The organism is Spirosoma sp. 48-14 (assembly GCF_001898575.1).
Taxonomy (GTDB): domain Bacteria; phylum Bacteroidota; class Bacteroidia; order Cytophagales; family Spirosomataceae; genus Spirosoma.
On sequence record NZ_MKUD01000045.1, the window covers coordinates 426,364 to 442,186 of the forward strand.

General features: G+C 43.9%; 16 protein-coding genes (1 of these 16 cut by a window edge). All 16 read right to left on the minus strand.

Annotation, left to right across the window (positions count from 1 at the left end; all coding sequences use genetic code 11):
* Positions 1 to 8: 8 nt before the first annotated feature.
* A complete protein-coding gene (locus tag BGO59_RS24035; RefSeq protein WP_293687498.1) occupies positions 9 to 1,295 on the minus strand; it encodes a hypothetical protein in 1,287 nt (428 codons plus the stop codon).
* Positions 1,292 to 2,200 carry a hypothetical protein gene (locus tag BGO59_RS24040; protein WP_293687500.1) on the minus strand — a complete coding sequence of 303 codons (909 nt, stop codon included), beginning with the start codon at positions 2,198 to 2,200 and terminating at the stop codon, positions 1,292 to 1,294. The genes BGO59_RS24035 and BGO59_RS24040 overlap by 4 nt, the downstream gene beginning before the upstream one ends.
* A 32-nt stretch (positions 2,201 to 2,232) precedes the next feature.
* A complete protein-coding gene (locus tag BGO59_RS24045; protein ID WP_293687502.1) occupies positions 2,233 to 3,540 on the minus strand; it encodes an OmpA family protein in 1,308 nt (435 codons plus the stop codon).
* Between the two features lie 6 nt (positions 3,541 to 3,546).
* Complete coding sequence (locus BGO59_RS24050) at positions 3,547 to 4,752, minus strand: hypothetical protein (protein ID WP_293687504.1); 1,206 nt, start codon at positions 4,750 to 4,752, stop codon at positions 3,547 to 3,549.
* Positions 4,753 to 4,763: 11 nt separating this feature from the next.
* Entirely contained in the window at positions 4,764 to 5,576 is an 813-nt protein-coding gene (locus tag BGO59_RS24055; protein WP_293687506.1) for a hypothetical protein, read from the minus strand.
* Positions 5,577 to 6,097: 521 nt separating this feature from the next.
* Complete coding sequence (locus tag BGO59_RS24060; protein WP_293687508.1) at positions 6,098 to 7,687, minus strand: hypothetical protein; 1,590 nt, start codon at positions 7,685 to 7,687, stop codon at positions 6,098 to 6,100.
* A gap of 6 nt (positions 7,688 to 7,693) precedes the next feature.
* Positions 7,694 to 8,815, minus strand: a complete 1,122-nt coding sequence (locus tag BGO59_RS24065; RefSeq protein WP_293687510.1) for a hypothetical protein — start codon at positions 8,813 to 8,815, stop codon at positions 7,694 to 7,696.
* 51 nt (positions 8,816 to 8,866) lie between these two features.
* Complete coding sequence (locus BGO59_RS24070; RefSeq protein ID WP_293687512.1) at positions 8,867 to 9,097, minus strand: DUF4365 domain-containing protein; 231 nt, start codon at positions 9,095 to 9,097, stop codon at positions 8,867 to 8,869.
* A 542-nt stretch (positions 9,098 to 9,639) separates the two neighbouring features.
* On the minus strand, positions 9,640 to 9,882 hold the full coding sequence (locus tag BGO59_RS24075; protein WP_293687514.1) for an integrase core domain-containing protein: 243 nt from the start codon (positions 9,880 to 9,882) through the stop codon (positions 9,640 to 9,642).
* A gap of 19 nt (positions 9,883 to 9,901) precedes the next feature.
* Complete coding sequence (locus tag BGO59_RS24080; RefSeq protein ID WP_367120206.1) at positions 9,902 to 10,555, minus strand: IS3 family transposase; 654 nt, start codon at positions 10,553 to 10,555, stop codon at positions 9,902 to 9,904.
* Positions 10,552 to 10,833: a transposase gene (locus BGO59_RS24085; protein ID WP_190893555.1), complete on the minus strand. Its 282-nt coding sequence runs from the start codon at positions 10,831 to 10,833 to the stop codon at positions 10,552 to 10,554. Before BGO59_RS24085 ends, BGO59_RS24080 begins: the two co-directional genes overlap by 4 nt.
* A gap of 295 nt (positions 10,834 to 11,128) precedes the next feature.
* The gene (locus tag BGO59_RS24090; RefSeq protein ID WP_293687518.1) at positions 11,129 to 11,374 is read right to left on the minus strand and encodes a hypothetical protein; all 246 of its coding nucleotides are present in this window, start codon (positions 11,372 to 11,374) and stop codon (positions 11,129 to 11,131) included.
* Between the two features lie 189 nt (positions 11,375 to 11,563).
* A complete protein-coding gene (locus BGO59_RS24095; protein ID WP_293687520.1) occupies positions 11,564 to 11,839 on the minus strand; it encodes a hypothetical protein in 276 nt (91 codons plus the stop codon).
* Positions 11,836 to 12,288 carry a hypothetical protein gene (locus BGO59_RS24100; protein ID WP_293687522.1) on the minus strand — a complete coding sequence of 151 codons (453 nt, stop codon included), beginning with the start codon at positions 12,286 to 12,288 and terminating at the stop codon, positions 11,836 to 11,838. Before BGO59_RS24100 ends, BGO59_RS24095 begins: the two co-directional genes overlap by 4 nt.
* Positions 12,289 to 12,382: 94 nt before the next feature.
* Positions 12,383 to 12,646 carry a helix-turn-helix transcriptional regulator gene (locus BGO59_RS24105; protein WP_293687524.1) on the minus strand — a complete coding sequence of 88 codons (264 nt, stop codon included), beginning with the start codon at positions 12,644 to 12,646 and terminating at the stop codon, positions 12,383 to 12,385.
* A 1,453-nt stretch (positions 12,647 to 14,099) separates the two neighbouring features.
* Positions 14,100 to 15,823 carry the 3' portion of a LysM peptidoglycan-binding domain-containing protein gene (locus tag BGO59_RS24110; RefSeq protein WP_293687525.1) on the minus strand. 646 nt of this gene lie beyond the right edge of the window, so only the last 1,724 of its 2,370 coding nucleotides appear in the window; its start codon lies off the right edge, out of view; the stop codon is at positions 14,100 to 14,102.

The following is a 15,823-nucleotide window of genomic DNA, read 5'->3' on the forward strand; positions in this document are numbered from 1 at the left end:
TGTTTGTATTAATGGGTGGCTAGTTTACTGTATTGACGTTTCATTTTGCCCGCTTTCAATAATTGTCTTATACCATTGACGATCAATCCACTGCTGACAGCCCCTCCACCGTATACGCCGTATATACCAGGTGTAGAATAGTCATTAAACGAAAGAGTAGTTGGCGGACCACCTCCAGATTGTTGCGTTAAGGTCTTCCAGAGATTATACTCTGCATTTAGGGAAGTTAGTTTGGCTGTATAATCATTGTAGCTATTCTGGAGCGTAGAATACCCTGCATAGCTAGCCCCTAAACCAAGTAAGCCCGCAGCAATCTGAGACCACCCAGATAAACGGTGACGGCGTATCAATTTTACAGGATCTTCAAATTTTGTAAATACGGTTAATACCCCGTCAGTCTGTTTGAACGTGAGTCGTTTTTCATTTCTGGAGAAGGTGAAACTGATGTCATTCTGCTTATCACTCGTTGTCGTGCTACGTCGGTAAAATCCCAGAGGAGCAACTTCATTTGTAGCTCTGGCAATTTTCAGCCACTGTGAGTCCCAATTGATGATGAGCGTATCGGTAGCACTCCCCGTTTTAATAAATGGAATGAGTTTGCTGTTTATGGAACGACTTGGGCCCTGCTCCTGGGTAACAGTTGGCTTGGTAAGCTGGGCCATTCCTTCACCAGGCCGTAGAAAAGCCAGGCGAGTAATAAAGGTTCGCCATTTGCCATCGATGAGCTCAGCTTTTAATTCTGCTACTCGATGTACAGGCTGATATGCACTCTCAACCTGATTATGCTTACCTCTAAAGCTCGATGAGAAGAAGACTTTTATGTACGGGTATTCCGGTCCATCGATAACCGCTGAAGTCAGTACCTGAGAAAAGAAAATAGTATTCGTATCCGCTTTGGTATAAAATAGATCCAGGTTACGTAGATACCTGTCAACAACTAAATCGGCTGTGTTATCCGACGAGATGTGCCTGGGGTCTATGTCATCTTCAATAACCACCCCATCATTGTAGAAAATCTGATTTTGATTAGGCAGATAACTGTTCTGAGTGACAGAGTTTCGTTCTGACTCTGTAAGACTACTTGATGTAAGTGTGTTAAGCAGATCAAGGAGGTTATTAACTTTATTCTTCGCCTGAAAAATGATCTCATCGTTACGACGTTTCAACTGCGCACCCGTAGGTGCCTTTGTATTGCCGACGCTGGCGACATAGACTTTCTGAGATTTTTTCTGAGCATAAGCGGATGATGCAAGCAGCCACATGCCCAATAACATTAGCGTAAAAAAGTATTTCATAGGCAGTTGCTGTAATAGTTTATCTGACGCATTCCATCGCTACGACCATATCCCAGTGAGTATCCTTCTTTTGTGTAGGCATGATTGAGAATAAGCTTTTGCTCACTTGCTACCTGGCCATTTTGATAGATGCGATAAGTAGATGTTATGAGGTTATGCACCGGCATATGTTCTCCAAGGTCAGGCGAGGGAATGCCTCTCAGTAGTAACTGGGTCTTGTTCCAATAAGGCTTCGAGTCATAGCTATAAGCGTACTGAGACTTTCCTGAGGGAGATATAGTAGTCTGTAATGTCACTTGCCCTTCATTGTCGTATTCATAGGAAACCTGAGTACTATCTCGAAAAAGTCGGCTAACGATTTTCCCCTTCGTGATTTGCACCGACAACAGGTTCGAATTGGGCTCCTCATAGTTGATTAGCTTGCCTCCATTATCAAATGTATATCGCTTAATCATGCCTTTCGACCCGTTTCGTTCTTCATAGGTTTTTAACTGGTTATTTTCATAGGTGTAGTTTCTGTAGCCAAGTTTGGCATTGGTCAAATTATCGTTGATAGCGATTTCCTGAATCAATCCATCCTGGTAAGTAAAGGCGTATCCTTTATTTTGTTGAACCAGAGTTCCATTAGGGGCCCTTGTGCTCGTCTGATCAATCTGCGAGAATAGATAATAGTCTGCTGTGTAGGTATAACTTTGATCTGTTTTGGAAAGTAGTTGGCCGTTTACCCACTTCCGATAAGTGCTTTTTTCAACCAATCCAAATTTGTTGTAGTAATAGGTGGTTGTATCTCGTGCCCCTTCATTTATGGTTATAAGCTGATATATACGGCAAACGGCCGGTATGGCTGATTGAGGAACAGCTGGATCCTGATGACAACTAATAGTGCCATTGCATAGCATTAGCATACAGTAGAGAAGTCTGCGTCTGTATAATTGCTTCATTGGGCAGCGATAAGTTTTAGCGAAACACGGCGATTAAGCGATTTATTGGCTTCCGTATCATTGGGAGATATAGGATACTGGCTTCCGTACCCCACTTTTTGGCAACGGCTTTCTTCGATACCCTGACGCGTTAAAAAATGTACGACGACGGCCGCTCGGAACTCAGAGAGGTCTTTATTCAATCGTTCATCCCCCACATTATCTGTATGCCCCTCTACTTGCACCAAAAAGCGTTGATGACTCTTGAGATACAAGGCAACCTGTTTCAGGATTTCCTGGGAATCGGTACGGAGGGTATAACTACTTTGCTCAAAATAGATCATGGGCAAACTATCAGGCCGAATGGCCACAGGGGTTGCCGGAGCTACGGCCTTAGGAGTTTTCTTTGGAGTTTCGGTGGGCAAGGTGATATAGTTTAGCCCTGTTTGCAACTGAACTGACTGACTGGTGGCAGCTCCAGATTGTTTGATTATTAGATCATAGGTACCTGGCAACACTTCGAATGTGCTATACCAATTCGCCTGCCCAGGCACCTGAGTCAATTTGTAAGTCTTTGTTCTTGTAGCTAATTCATATTGAGCACCTTTGTTTGCCTGAATAGCCAAAATTGTCAGTTCACGCTGAAGGGCAATAGGATGAGTTACATGGCGGCCATCCAGAGATTCGATAAGCAGATTACCTTCATAGCGTTGATAATTATCTGCTGATACCTCTACAGCGACGATATCTCGTTCCGTAAAATCTATGTCAAGTTTGCCGTTCGGGTCGGTATCAGTACATTTCTTCTCGGCATTTTTGGTGTAAATAAAACAGACACTGGCTTTGAGTGGCTTGTCTCGTAGCGCATCAATTATGTTAAAATGTCCATGTTGACTGGCCTTAGTTTCTGTAGAGTTATTTGAGTTGTTTTGCTGAACGTATTCCTTTTGCTCGGATTGCAGATAGGCATGATCGTTTTGCTGACGATCTACTGCAAGTAAAGGAACTTGAAAGGCTATTACGTTTGGTTTGGTATCTAAAGCACGTATGGTTATGCTTTGGGGCCTGTACCCGTTTTTTTCTATTTGAATAGTCATCGCTTCACATGGTATTCCGACCGAAAACCTTCCTAACTCATTACTAGTAGTAATTTTCTTTAAAGCTGCTGATTGCTTTACAAAGAAGTGTGCGCCCTGTAACGCTTTAGTGGTAGCATAATCGACCACAACTCCCTTGAGTAATAGACAGCTATTTGTTTGAACTGTCTGAGCCTGTACATACAGTCCGTAGAGCAGTAGGACCCCTATTTTGAACTTGGGATTCATACAGAATCAATTAGCTGATACGCCAATACTACCTAATAGTAGGTTCCATTTGGCCACATCAGCCCCGTCAATCAGTACATGATATCGTTCCAGTTTAACGCGAACGCGCTTGGGTGTCACATCGGAATAGATCACGTTATTCCCCTGACTACCATACCCCATAAACGTTTGCTCACCAGCAATGACGCCATAGTAATTACCATCGGCAGCCTGTGACATTTCTTTGATATACTGAATATTGGTCCACTCTATTTTAGCGGAGCTGTAAGGCAATAGCTTGAGACGGGTTAAGTATTCTTTGATAGGAAATCGTCGTGCTCCCGGCCTGTTTTTTGACGTGACTTCGATAGTCGCAGCTGGCATAAACAGTTTGGCAGCCTCAGTAATTGCATCATCTTTCTCTGTTGTGGGGAGGCTTTTATTCGTAATAATGTTTAGATATCCGACAAACTCGTCGACTTTCTGGAGTGCTCTTTTGCGATAGAGTTGATAGTCGGTCTCGCTCAAACTGAATGTACGGGCATCGGTAGCATCAGTAACCGCCGGTGGACTACCTGCACTATTTTGCTCAAGAGGTTTAGTATCCGTTGGTGGCTGGGCAGAAGGTGGGTTGACTGGAACAGGGGCCGTATGGACTGATACGGACTGAGTAACGGTAACGACTGTAGCCTGAGATTTCCCGTCCGAACGTTCTTTTGTTAGTTTGTTTCTTACTTCGATCAATAGAGGAGCAACCTCGGAGGCCTCCCGAAATAAAGTGTGATGGCCATCCCGATACAAAATACCTAACAGCTCTCCCTTCGGAATGGATGCCGATTTCCCCTCAGGAGTTGCGTAGTTGACAATTGTTTGATTTTCGTACGAAATAGTAGCTGGAATGACTGTTAGTGGAACCGCTTTTATAAGATAATCTCTTGCTGCTAGAGGTGGAGCTGATAAATAAGCCTGGAGACGTTGTTCAGCCTTCGGTAAATCATCACCAAGTTCGCTAACCACTAAAAAATTGCCGTTACTGCGAAAGGCCAGTAGGATACTTTGTCGTTGAAACGTCACCGTTTTGCCCTGCATCGAAAACGTAATCTTTCCGTCTGATACCCCGGTCAACTGAGCATTTTCTAAATGGCCTCCATTAGCTGTATAGATTACATCCTGAGCTACCAAGCTTGCGGCTGTACATAGTATAAGTACGCTTGCTAGTAAAGTTTTCTTCATAAAAGGTGGGTTTATGGCTTAATCGTTTTAACCAGTTGCTGTGTAGCATCGATTATAAATGATTCTAATTCATCCTGATCTAACCGTTGGTATGGCTTTTTGGTGGCTGTTTCTCCAGGCTTGAGCCAGGGGCTAATTACAAATACGCCCTGAGAACCTTTTTTAGAATATAGTCCTCTACAGCCACTTAAACAGGGTGTATGATGTAGTTTGTATGAACCTATAATCTCATTCGTTTTTACGTGAACCAGCTTAAACTCGACCGATGCTCCCCTTAGATCGCGATACTCATCTATTAAAAGCTGTTTGTTATCGGGATCGCTATAGCAAACATTCGTAGTATAACCTACTGATCCGTCGAGGCTCACGAGTTCTAAAATAAGATCTGTATTAGTAAAGTCTTTAATTTTAGAATAGTCGATGCTATGATTATTATCTAACACTTGATTAAAAAGACCTCTGTCCCGAACGCTAAAGCCCTCTTTAAATAACTGTTTCTCAATGGCGTTATACAGAGCTGTTTCATCATATTGCTGCTCGACTACCTGAGTTGTAAGATTAGCCTTACCTTTTGGAGCTTGCTTTACTACAACTGGATTGACCATTTCGGAGCGTTGATTACCGGCACTTTGTGTGTTGGTTACACCCTGCCTTGTATTAGGGACACGTAATACGATTCGGGGTGATTTATTGACAAGCATTATTTCTGTCAATATATCGGATGACGTTAACTCAGCAGGCTTTTGAGCAAATTTGACAACGGCTCTTTTAGTACAGCTAGTCAAAGAGAAGCCAACAAGAAGAAAGAAGTATATGTATTTCATTCAGAACAGTTACGGTTAAGCACAATATGACTATCGAGTTAAACAGGGTGGTCAAATTATGCAATTTCCTACATATATACCATTCGATTGGTATATATATTTTAACATATGTAAAATATGCGACCTATATGTTAAAATATATATACTATGGTAAACTTATTAGTTTCTAGGTACTCTATATGATTGGATAATCCGGCATATTTAGACATTAAGTACGATTAAGTGCTACGGGAAAAACACCCTATTTTGTACCGTCTTTTCCCGGTATTTAGTAACCTTTATAATAACTACATTATCTGTAGGGTAGAAAAATATACCAGTTGCTGGAAAATCTGGCTAATAACAATCAACATTTCCTGTTACACTTATAAAGACAATTGTATACGCGCTGGATTAACGCTCAAATGTCTGGAAATCGGAACTTCAATGGACACCAGTTCTTATCTTCGCGCATCCCATGAATCGAAGTTCCCATCAAAACGCTTCTACTGTTTGTACCACTAAAAAGAGAATAGGCGCGGTTACATGTAGAAATAGTACTTGTCGGGTAAAACGGCATCTTCTTCCGCATACTGAATTATTTCGCCTACTTTTTGTGCGAACCGGAGTGTAATTGGCAAACTGTCAAAGAAATTACAGTTGTTGAAGTTAAGTTTAGTTAGGGCGAGAACCTCTTCACAGACCCGCTTCAGCGTGGATTCTCCTTCAAAGATTGACACCTCAATCGGATGGGGAATGTGCTGCCCCGGAAACGTTTCGTAATAAGGTATATATCCTGTCGTATAGAGAACACCGGTTTGTTGATCTAACGGTAATAATGTTCCTCGCATGACGGGATAATTTCCCTGTCTTCTTAACAATTTAACGGTCGCACTTTTGATTGTAACCAGATCAATCGTTACCTCTTCCCCCAATACCTTGTGAATACCATCTTTTAAACCTTCTACCTCGGCATAGTCCGCATGCTGGGCAGAGGTCCAAAAGTCTGTCGTTTTGTGAATGATAACCCGGTTTGGCGCGACGTTTTGATTGAATTTTTTGTATTTCTGAATGATCGCCCCAATCAAATCATGTGCATACTCATAGGTCAGGTGAGGAGCCAGGGTATTGTTAGCTTCGGCATCCCATTTGAAAGACTTACCGATAAAAACAATGCCCTTTCCTTCATAATTGAATGCTTGGGCGATGCTAGAGCGTACCAAATGGTTTTCCGCGTTAAGTACCTTGTGAAAACTGACGCCAATAAAACAGGTGTGTTTATCTTTTAATGTCAATGTCCAGGGTGTTCCTCCGTTTTTGTAGTAATTGGCGACCACAAAGTTCCAAGCCTGCATCGATACATCCTGCAGTGATTTCTTCTTACCCAAAACCGTATCTTCCAAAATTATTTGAACGGGTATAGCATTAGGCAAGGTGATTAACTGAGCTTTCAGATAACGACGTAGATTAAAAAATAAATTTCCCTTGTAAGGAATAGAAGAGAGCTTCTTGAAGACCGTGGAGGGAATGACGATGAAGCATATGTTGGGTGGTGATAAGCTATTTTCCAATAAATCTACGTAAGCCTCTTTGTAAAGATCACATATGCGAATGGTGCGGTCAAAGTTGGTTAGTGCAGGATCGTTCAAAATAGTGTCGATCTTAGCTTGCTTAACCGACTTATTGTTCATCTCATCGTTAATCAACTGGCACTGAAACACAGATTCCAAAGTAAATCCGGGAAAATCGGGATTGAGACGCTTATTTTTCACATATTGCACCGTTGGTAAATTGGCGCTAACCGCGTCAATTTCCTCGTCTGCAGCCTCGTAAGCAAACAGCATACTTTCTTCATCATCTTCATCGATGACCTGGCCTTCGTCGATCTTGCCGCCCCCTTTTATTTTCACTTCTTTATCGGAAGCCTCGATCACCTCACCAAACTGTTGAATCCACTCGGATGCTTTTTCAATATTATAGTTAGTTCCGATCAAGGCATAGTGAATTTCGGAACGGTGGGTATGGGTGCTTGTTGAAAAGAAGCCACCAATCGTAATTCCTTGTTTTGGGTCTTCGCTTAGTCGATCGTTTCCAAACTCAAGTAACGGCTCGTCCAATAGTTCAGGTGTCATAAAGAATTAAAAGGGCAATGAGATTTGAGTTACTGTAGATGGAGACGTTTGGGTAGCAGGCACACCCTTCTTCTTGGCGAATAGCTTTTTGCTGTCTAGGGGGATACCGAAATCGACGGTAAAGCTAATTGCTTTGCCTAGCGTGATGGACGTTTGATTCAACGCGCTTACATCAAAAAGAATCAACTCACTACCTCCCCTAGCTAAATAATGCCACCAAAAGTGTAGCTCATCCAGTACGCCATCATTGAAGGTTCGGGCGTTGATGAAGTTAGTATACTTGGTTATTTTGTCCGGTTTCAACGGTGTTTTCCGATCTGAGGTAAACAAATATTTATGACTAATGACCAGATACAGTTTATCTTCTACAAAGAGAGGTTTAGCTTCCACCGCCCAATGGCGAAAAAATTCATCCTTTCCATACTGGTAATAATTGACAACCGTTTTTTCGGTTTCTTTATCAATCTTACGGGTTCGATATGGCACTTTATATTCAGACTGATCATCTTTTAAAAAGAAGTAGTACCGCTTGTAATCCCTTTGGTAGTGCAAACCTCGCTTCCGTAGGTAATCACGAATATATTCGTTCATGAGTTCGACGTAGTAATTCCGAAATACGACGGATTTAACCACATCCTGGTACCGGTGCTCGGAGCGTTTCTGACCTTCCGAAACTACCTGCTCAAAAAACAATTTAAAATCTTTCTCGATCAGGTTAAAGGTGTAGATTACTGATTTCTTTATAATGAAGTAAGGGGCCTCGCCCTGGCCAATTTTAGAGAAAATGTCCTTTTTGGTTTTAAAATGAGTAGGATACGTGTACAACCAGCGGGGTTCCGACCTGAATGGCCACATGTTGGTGTCTAATATCTCGGTTGAGGAGTGGTGAATTCGGCTCTTGAACGATGCCTGAAACTGGCTTATAAAATCATTCTGTCCGACGGTTAACCGATTCAGCGTCTTGGAAAACTCAATGGGCTGCGATTTCTGTTTACCTTTCTTAGACGTCAGACCAACATCTACATCAGTTATTTGCTTGCAATACAAATACTCGTTGCCTTTTCGCCCATCGAAAATCACCAGCAAAACTTGATACCCATACTGGCGGTAATTTTTCCAGTACTCCATATCAGCCTCCGAAGCATTGAAAAAGAAGGTGTCGGTCGTTTCACGGATAATTTAACTGTTGTCGTGTTGGGTAGATTTAACCTGAACCTTTAAAATCTGAGAGGTAGGCTTTGTTTTGCCATCAATCGTTATTTCGGTTAGTTCAACTTCTCCATCGACGCCAAAGTCATTCTTGGTTTCTTCGCGCCAGATAATGTAAGGTTGATGACGATTGCAGTAGTCGGCGAAGGCATTCACACCCCGTTCGCCAATTATGTGAGAGGATAAGACAGTTTTTGACATACAATATTAAGTAAGGCAATGAGCCTGATTACGGTTGGATAGGTAAGCTCTGAACAACGTTTTTATAAAATGAATAGGGTTATAATCCGTCCCTCATTATTTCATAGAATTTCTCAGAAAGTAACTATAAAAATAAACACGACAATCTGATCGACCAAACGAGATTATATTTTGCTTGCCCATATTTTTCGCGGTAAATGCACTCGTCGGTTAAGAGTAGTTTTTGACAATCCATTTAGTATTAAACATAAATTGATAAGTTATGCGTAGTTCTACGGAAAAGAACGGGGCCGCCTGAGCGGATAATTCACAGTCAGTCTCAGAGTGAGATCAGCATGCAAATCAACAAGTTGCTAGGCAGGTGCATAAAGTAGCGTTACTAGTATTGTCAATTAAATACTTCCATTAGTCTCGCATGGATCGGTATGTCTGGTTAATCTGACAATACTGGCCATATAAGCCGAATAAGATATTGAACTGGATAAATGAAAGCCGTGCTAGCCAAGTCATAGACTTGGGGTGGTCCCGTTTAGCCGGACACTTTACTTATGAGAGTTTAATAGAGAAACTGTTTGATAATATTGGTTTTCAAACTCAATCGGTGAACGATAGCCTAGCGATGAGTGCAGCCTACAGACGTTATAATACCCTTCAATATAGTTAAACAACTCATTACGGGCATCTTCTAGACTGATAAAACAGCCATCCTCCAGCAACTCGGCTTTTAAGCGGCCCCAAAAAGACTCGGCATGAGCGTTTTGGTAGGGATTATCGGTTTCCGCCATGCTCTGCCTACAGTGCCATTTATCGAGCCGCTTTCGGAAATGGTGACCGAAATACTGACCACGGCACAGGCCGCCCTGCTCGGTCCGAGTGGACGATTAAACCCGGTTTAGGTTGACGTTGCTTAAGAGCCTGGTCAAAGGCCTGCACAACTAAGCTTTCTTTCATGTGCTTGTCGACCCACCAACCGACGATCCGACGAGAAAATAAATCCAGCCAACTGGCTAAATAAGCCCAATGTCCATCAGCTAAAGGCAAATACGTAATATCGCCAACCCACGCCTGATTAGGTGCAGTAGGTTTGCCAAACTCGATTAAGCGGTTGGGGCAAGCGGTTAAACCATGCCTGGAGTTAGTCGTTTTGGGCACGAAACTACGGGGCTGAATGGCCCGCCAGTTCTGTTCTTGCATCAAACGACGTACCCGATGTCGACCAGCCTTAACGCCTTGTTCTTTCAGAGCTTCCAGCACGCGACGGCTGCCATAGCGTCGGGAGTTTTCCCAGAAAATCTTGTCGATTGCTGTGGTCATGGCTAGATCGCTATCTGACGGAGTGAACGTTGTTCCATTACGATATGTGTAATATGCAGTCTTACTGACATTCAGTACTTTACAGAGTAGTCGTACCGGAAAATTGGTTTCTTCGGACTGAATAAACTGATACGTTAGCGTCAGGTTTGCCGGCTGAAAATGGCAACAGCTTTTTTTAGGATCTCGCGCTCCATCTCGCTTTGCCGCAGCTGCTTACGTAGGCTATCGACTTCTTGTTGAAGACTTTGATCAGTTTTCTTTTCCCCTTTGTCATTGGTCTTCCGCCAGGCGTGAATCAGGCTATCGCTAATGCCCATCTTACGGGCTACAGCCATGATAGGTTCACCATTGGCAACTAGCCGCAATACATCAGCCTTGAACTCGGCGGTATACTTTCGTTTTGGTTGTTGGGATTGATTCATGGTACACGAAGTTAACTAAGTTTCGTGTCCGGGTTTTTAGGACCATATCAACTCGTTTAAAACTCTTTTAACTAGCTTTCATGAAAGTCATGTATAATAACATCAGTTTGCTTCTAACAAGATGAGAACCGCGATAAGTAGATATGCAACGTATATAGATTATTTAACTGAATAAATAGTTCTTTTTTATTGAGCAATTTTCGTCATTTGACGATCAATTAAACCTGTGGCCTATTAAGGACACTATAGGCTACTGTTTTGTAGCCTTTCACAGGGATATTTTATTTACTAACTGTTATAAGAACGCAGACCGACGAAAAAGATAGCCTTTGCCAATCGGATTGGAGCGAATGTCTTTGGGGTCAAACCGATTCGCGGCAATCGCTCGGTAAAGCGTCACACGGGATTTTCCCCATGCTTTTAGTACCTCCTCTTCCGGAGCCCATATCTCCCAAAGTGGTTTGATACCTTTGTTTTCAAACTCTTCGCGCATGACTTGACGCACAGCGGCTTTGATTCGCTCAATAGTAACCTCTACCATAATAAATTGATAGTTTATAATTAACTCATAATGTTCTTTGCAGTTGAGCTAAGTAAACACCATGAATAGCGAGAAGTAATCAACTTTGCTCATTCTACCGAAATCAATGACAAATCCCACCAAATCATGACAAAACCCCGCCTACCAACTCGGTAAACGGGGCTACTTGCCTGGACTTGTAGCTAGCCACTAGCTACACTCATCAACCAGATCACTCAGCCAATCCTTCAGATTATCAATCGAAGCCAACCGCTCTTGATGGGCAATCGTCAGGCCTGCTCTACGGTTGTCTCTAATCGTGGCCAACATCCAGTTCAAGGCATCCACTAAGCCTTGAGCATCGATATGGCTACAGCAGTCTAACAACCCTTCCTGGGCAGGGGTAATTTCCCGATTAACACGGTGGACACTAGCCCTTACACCAGCTAAGGTAAGATCCGATATATTAGCAGATGAAGCGTTCATTGGAGTGTAAGGTTAAAGTCCTGTAAATAATCATTCACTAGTTCCTCTGACCGGTTGACCTGATGTTGCCTCACCGACGCATAAGTAGCGGGCTGTTTTAGCTCCATGGATTTCCAGTAGTTCTGCTCAGCCACGTCAATCGACTGCTGAGTTAGCTGTTCCTGAAGTTCTTCAATGAGTTTGATCTCATGCCAGATATCCGCAGCTATGGTAAAATCCTCAACTGTTTTCCCTTGAACACGCTGCTCTTTTAGCAGGTGCTTGTATTTGGCTTGCTTATAGTGCTGTAGCGCCCAAGATACGAGTTGAGCTTCACTCGTCCCACTGATGGCCGAATTAAGGCACAGCCGTAAGGTGATTGATAATTGACTTTGTGGGGCTAGGCTAGCCGTTGACTCGAAAGGTGTTGCATTGCTGCTTTCGCCCGTGTAAATTTGTTCTGTGTTCATAATTGCTCAAATGATAGATTTTGGACATTGGCCCATTCACTTCTCCAGAGCGAATGGGCTTTTCTTTATACGCACATCGAGAGGTAACGATCGACTACGCTATTGATGGCTTAACATCAATATCCGTCAAGGTGAAGGATTGGTTAGTTAATTCGTTAATTGCCTTCAGGACCGTGAAAATGACCTCGAGTCGAGGACTAAAGCGACCACTAAACAACCGAGAAATATTTGCCTGTTTATAGCCTGTCTTCTCCGCAATCGCTTCTTGTGTTAATCGTACCTGTTTAGCCAACTGAGCCAGATTCCGGCACACCTGACGAGACTGTTCTTGTGTTAATGCATCGGTATTTTCTTCCATGGCATCTTAAGAGTGGCGTGTTTTGCAGCTGCCTTCTGCTTTAAATCAATAGTTAAAAATAATATCAAAAATGATATAAAACAAGAAGAATTTAATAAATCTTTACCTCTATTTACATATTATCCTACCCATCAGCCTGTTACAGTTTGTTTCCAGAAAGGAATGGTGAATTGATTTTAAATCACCATTGCCTAGGCAATAACTGTATCGGCGCCCAGGGGTACGATTTTAAATCGACACTGGCTATGAGTTAATTACCGTCGGAATCTGAAGACTATTTACCTATTTAATCCTAGAGTGGGTGCTAGTTTTTTGGCAGGTCTGATTTGAAATCAGACCTTTGCAAGAGATAGGCCTTGCTGTATTCTTCTTATGGAATGGGTTACCTAACGCCCCTATATATACGTTAACATTATTAAGTTGCCGCATGCAAATCTCACTTCGCTTACAATCGGTAAACGCAAAGAGAAAACTGGTTATGAGCCCACCTGCCCAAGTCGTACAAGGAATGAGCAAACACATCTATTCGTTCAGCCGTGACTAGCTAGCTGGCAGCCGTTAAAAACTCAGCTCTACATTTCTATTCGCAGGCAGGCTGAACACTCCTTATTTTTCCAACCTTTTCAAGGGGTGGGGGTAGCCAAAAAAGACCACGGGATTCCGTCAAAACTACCCTATAGTCCCTCTGTGACTACTACCCTATACTTTAAGCTATCCACCAATTGCCTACCCTAAAGTTATAATTAATGATAACTTCAAGGAGGAGGGCAAGGCAAACTGGAATTATCTATGGATTGTACTTTACCTAGAATAGGGGTCTGTATTCAGTAGGAATCTACTTTTGTTAAGAATTATATAAAATATAAACCTGATCTATGTGAATTATAAATACATTAATTAAATTTATTGATAGATTCGCAATTAGATAGACATCAACACTTTCTTAGCTTCAGTAGGCTTTCTCAAGGCTATATCCACTAATAACTGACTGATTATCTACATACGAATAGGTGTTAGCTTACCTGATTCGTACATATTTGGTGGTTATAGACTGTCTATTTACGATCGACTCAGTACTCGTTCTGTTCCCTCGCTGTTAGCTGGCTTTGTACTTTTTCAATAGTAAAGGGATGATGGTGACTGTTGCAGCCAGAAAAGGCAACATGGGGGGGGGCAGTAAAAAAGGTGGAGCAGTGACATAAATGGCATTCCCTATCAGCCTTCGCGACTGCCGGGTGCCTTTAGTGACGCTAGCGCCTTAGCCAGTACGGCATGTAGTAGCCTGATTTATACTAGGCTTATAACGTACACTAGTTTTAAGTGTGTTATTACGACTAATTCAGGAAATTGTCCGGCAAAAGGGCTTTTCACCGGCCTATGGACTTTTCCCCAAATTTGGGGAAAAGTCTTTTTGTGGAGCATAAGGCGTTTTTACAGGGTTGAGAAGTAAGGGCTAGCTGGCTTTCCCTCCAAGCCGCCGGCCAATAGTCTCATAATTGCTACGGGTAGCTTGTGAGTCAGTTGCCTCATTTTTCCCTAAAATACTGTAAAGCCTGGCGTAAGGACTGGCCGGATCTTGATACGCTTTGTAAAAGTCGTAGCGGTCCTGAATACTTTGCAGACCCTGCTGGGCCAGGTTCAACCCCGCCTGCTTGTTCATCAAAGCTGCGTTGTAGGCCATGCCGAAGCGTTGCTGTTGCTGATCCATCAATCCCCCTAGTAGGCTCTGGTAGCGATTCTGATTGGACTGACGGGCCTGTTCGTCAGCGGTGGCCAGCTTCAGGGCGGCATTACTCGTTGCGTCGTTGACCTGGCCTAGTGCCCCCAGAACGGACGCTGCATTTCCTCCTCCGCCGGCCGTTCGCCGAATGGCATCGATGCCCAGGCTACGGGAATCATTGATCTGACTGTTGAACAACTGGCGGCCAGCCGGGCCGAGCCCCTGGCTCTGCTGCACCTTGGCATCGGCCAGTAGCTTCAAATAATCCAGATTGATCGGATTCTCAGGTAGCGGTCGACTAGCCTGACTGTAACCCACAAAGGCTCGGGCCGCATCGGCGATGTTGCCCGGGGTCAGCCAGTTATAATTTGGCTGAGGAGGAGAGATGGTGACGGGGATTGGCTTAATCGGGTTGACGCGACTTGGGGATAGGGCGTTGGCAAACGGGTTCGTTGGTCGACGGCTTATTGGGTTTGGTGTCGGGATGCCGGTGCGCGGATCTTGTAAATTCAACACCTGACCTGCCTGGATTTTATCCGGGTTTGCAATTGCATTCCACCGCATGATATCCGGTCGAATGCCCCCAACTTTGGCCACAATCTCATTGAGCGTATCGCCAGCCTGCACGGTATAGATGCCCGTTTGCGGTGTCGTATTGGCGGCAACGGGTGGTGTGGCCACGAATCGACGAGTCGGCATTGGTCGTTCCGAGTTCAGCCGATTACTGACCTGAGGAGTCAGCCCTGTGACAGTTACCGGAGCCGGTGCAGGGGTAGGTACTGGCGTAGGTTGATTACGGCTCTGGTAGTAACTGGACTGGCGGTAGCGGTCCAGCTCGGATTGAACCGTAGGGCTAGTCGGTGGGGCAGGTGGAGTCGCCCAGCGACCAGCCATTGGGTCCAGATCGATTGCTCGGTACATTTTTCCATCTAGTGAAAACAGGGGTGACCGGCTGGCTTTAGCCCGCTGGAAAGCTTCATCCAAACTAATACCCCGAAAGGCGGGTGGGTCACTGGCCCAGGGTTGCAGCAGGAATTTTCCCCCTTCTGCAAAGGACTGACTTGGCAGCTGACTTTGATCCATCAGGGGCGTATCGAGTATGGAACGAATGGGCCGCTCATTGCTGGCCAGCGATGGGAGCGGTTGTCGATACGGCAATAGCTTGTCCAATAACGGGGTTGATTGATTCGGTTGGGGTTTCTGATCGCTATGGGTCAACGTTTCATTAAAAATGAATCGCCCCAGCCCGGCAAATCCCTGCTGGGAAGGCTTCATTTGCAGCATCTTTATGGCCTTATCGATGGTGTCGGTGGCTTTCTGGTCGTAAATGCGCTCCCCATACCGCGAAAGATGCACGGGTCTTCCGGTTCGGATATCAAAACTGATTAGGTCTTCACTGACCTTGTCGGAGTCCAGATATCGGCGGTAGTCGGTTTGGCTCTGTGGTAAGCCCCCTT

Coding starts and splice junctions, on each gene's coding strand:
- BGO59_RS24040 (WP_293687500.1), bottom strand. CDS start 2,200: ATGCTAATGCTATGCAATGGCACTATTAGTTGTCATCAGGATCCAGCT.
- BGO59_RS24075 (WP_293687514.1), bottom strand. CDS start 9,882: ATGGCGGAAACCGATAATCCCTACCAAAACGCTCATGCCGAGTCTTTT.
- BGO59_RS24085 (WP_190893555.1), bottom strand. CDS start 10,833: ATGAATCAATCCCAACAACCAAAACGAAAGTATACCGCCGAGTTCAAG.
- BGO59_RS24050 (WP_293687504.1), bottom strand. CDS start 4,752: ATGAAGAAAACTTTACTAGCAAGCGTACTTATACTATGTACAGCCGCA.
- BGO59_RS24060 (WP_293687508.1), bottom strand. CDS start 7,687: ATGACACCTGAACTATTGGACGAGCCGTTACTTGAGTTTGGAAACGAT.
- BGO59_RS24065 (WP_293687510.1), bottom strand. CDS start 8,815: ATGGAGTACTGGAAAAATTACCGCCAGTATGGGTATCAAGTTTTGCTG.
- BGO59_RS24095 (WP_293687520.1), bottom strand. CDS start 11,839: ATGAACGCTTCATCTGCTAATATATCGGATCTTACCTTAGCTGGTGTA.
- BGO59_RS24055 (WP_293687506.1), bottom strand. CDS start 5,576: ATGAAATACATATACTTCTTTCTTCTTGTTGGCTTCTCTTTGACTAGC.
- BGO59_RS24035 (WP_293687498.1), bottom strand. CDS start 1,295: ATGAAATACTTTTTTACGCTAATGTTATTGGGCATGTGGCTGCTTGCA.
- BGO59_RS24045 (WP_293687502.1), bottom strand. CDS start 3,540: ATGAATCCCAAGTTCAAAATAGGGGTCCTACTGCTCTACGGACTGTAT.
- BGO59_RS24090 (WP_293687518.1), bottom strand. CDS start 11,374: ATGGTAGAGGTTACTATTGAGCGAATCAAAGCCGCTGTGCGTCAAGTC.
- BGO59_RS24105 (WP_293687524.1), bottom strand. CDS start 12,646: ATGGAAGAAAATACCGATGCATTAACACAAGAACAGTCTCGTCAGGTG.
- BGO59_RS24070 (WP_293687512.1), bottom strand. CDS start 9,097: ATGTCAAAAACTGTCTTATCCTCTCACATAATTGGCGAACGGGGTGTG.
- BGO59_RS24100 (WP_293687522.1), bottom strand. CDS start 12,288: ATGAACACAGAACAAATTTACACGGGCGAAAGCAGCAATGCAACACCT.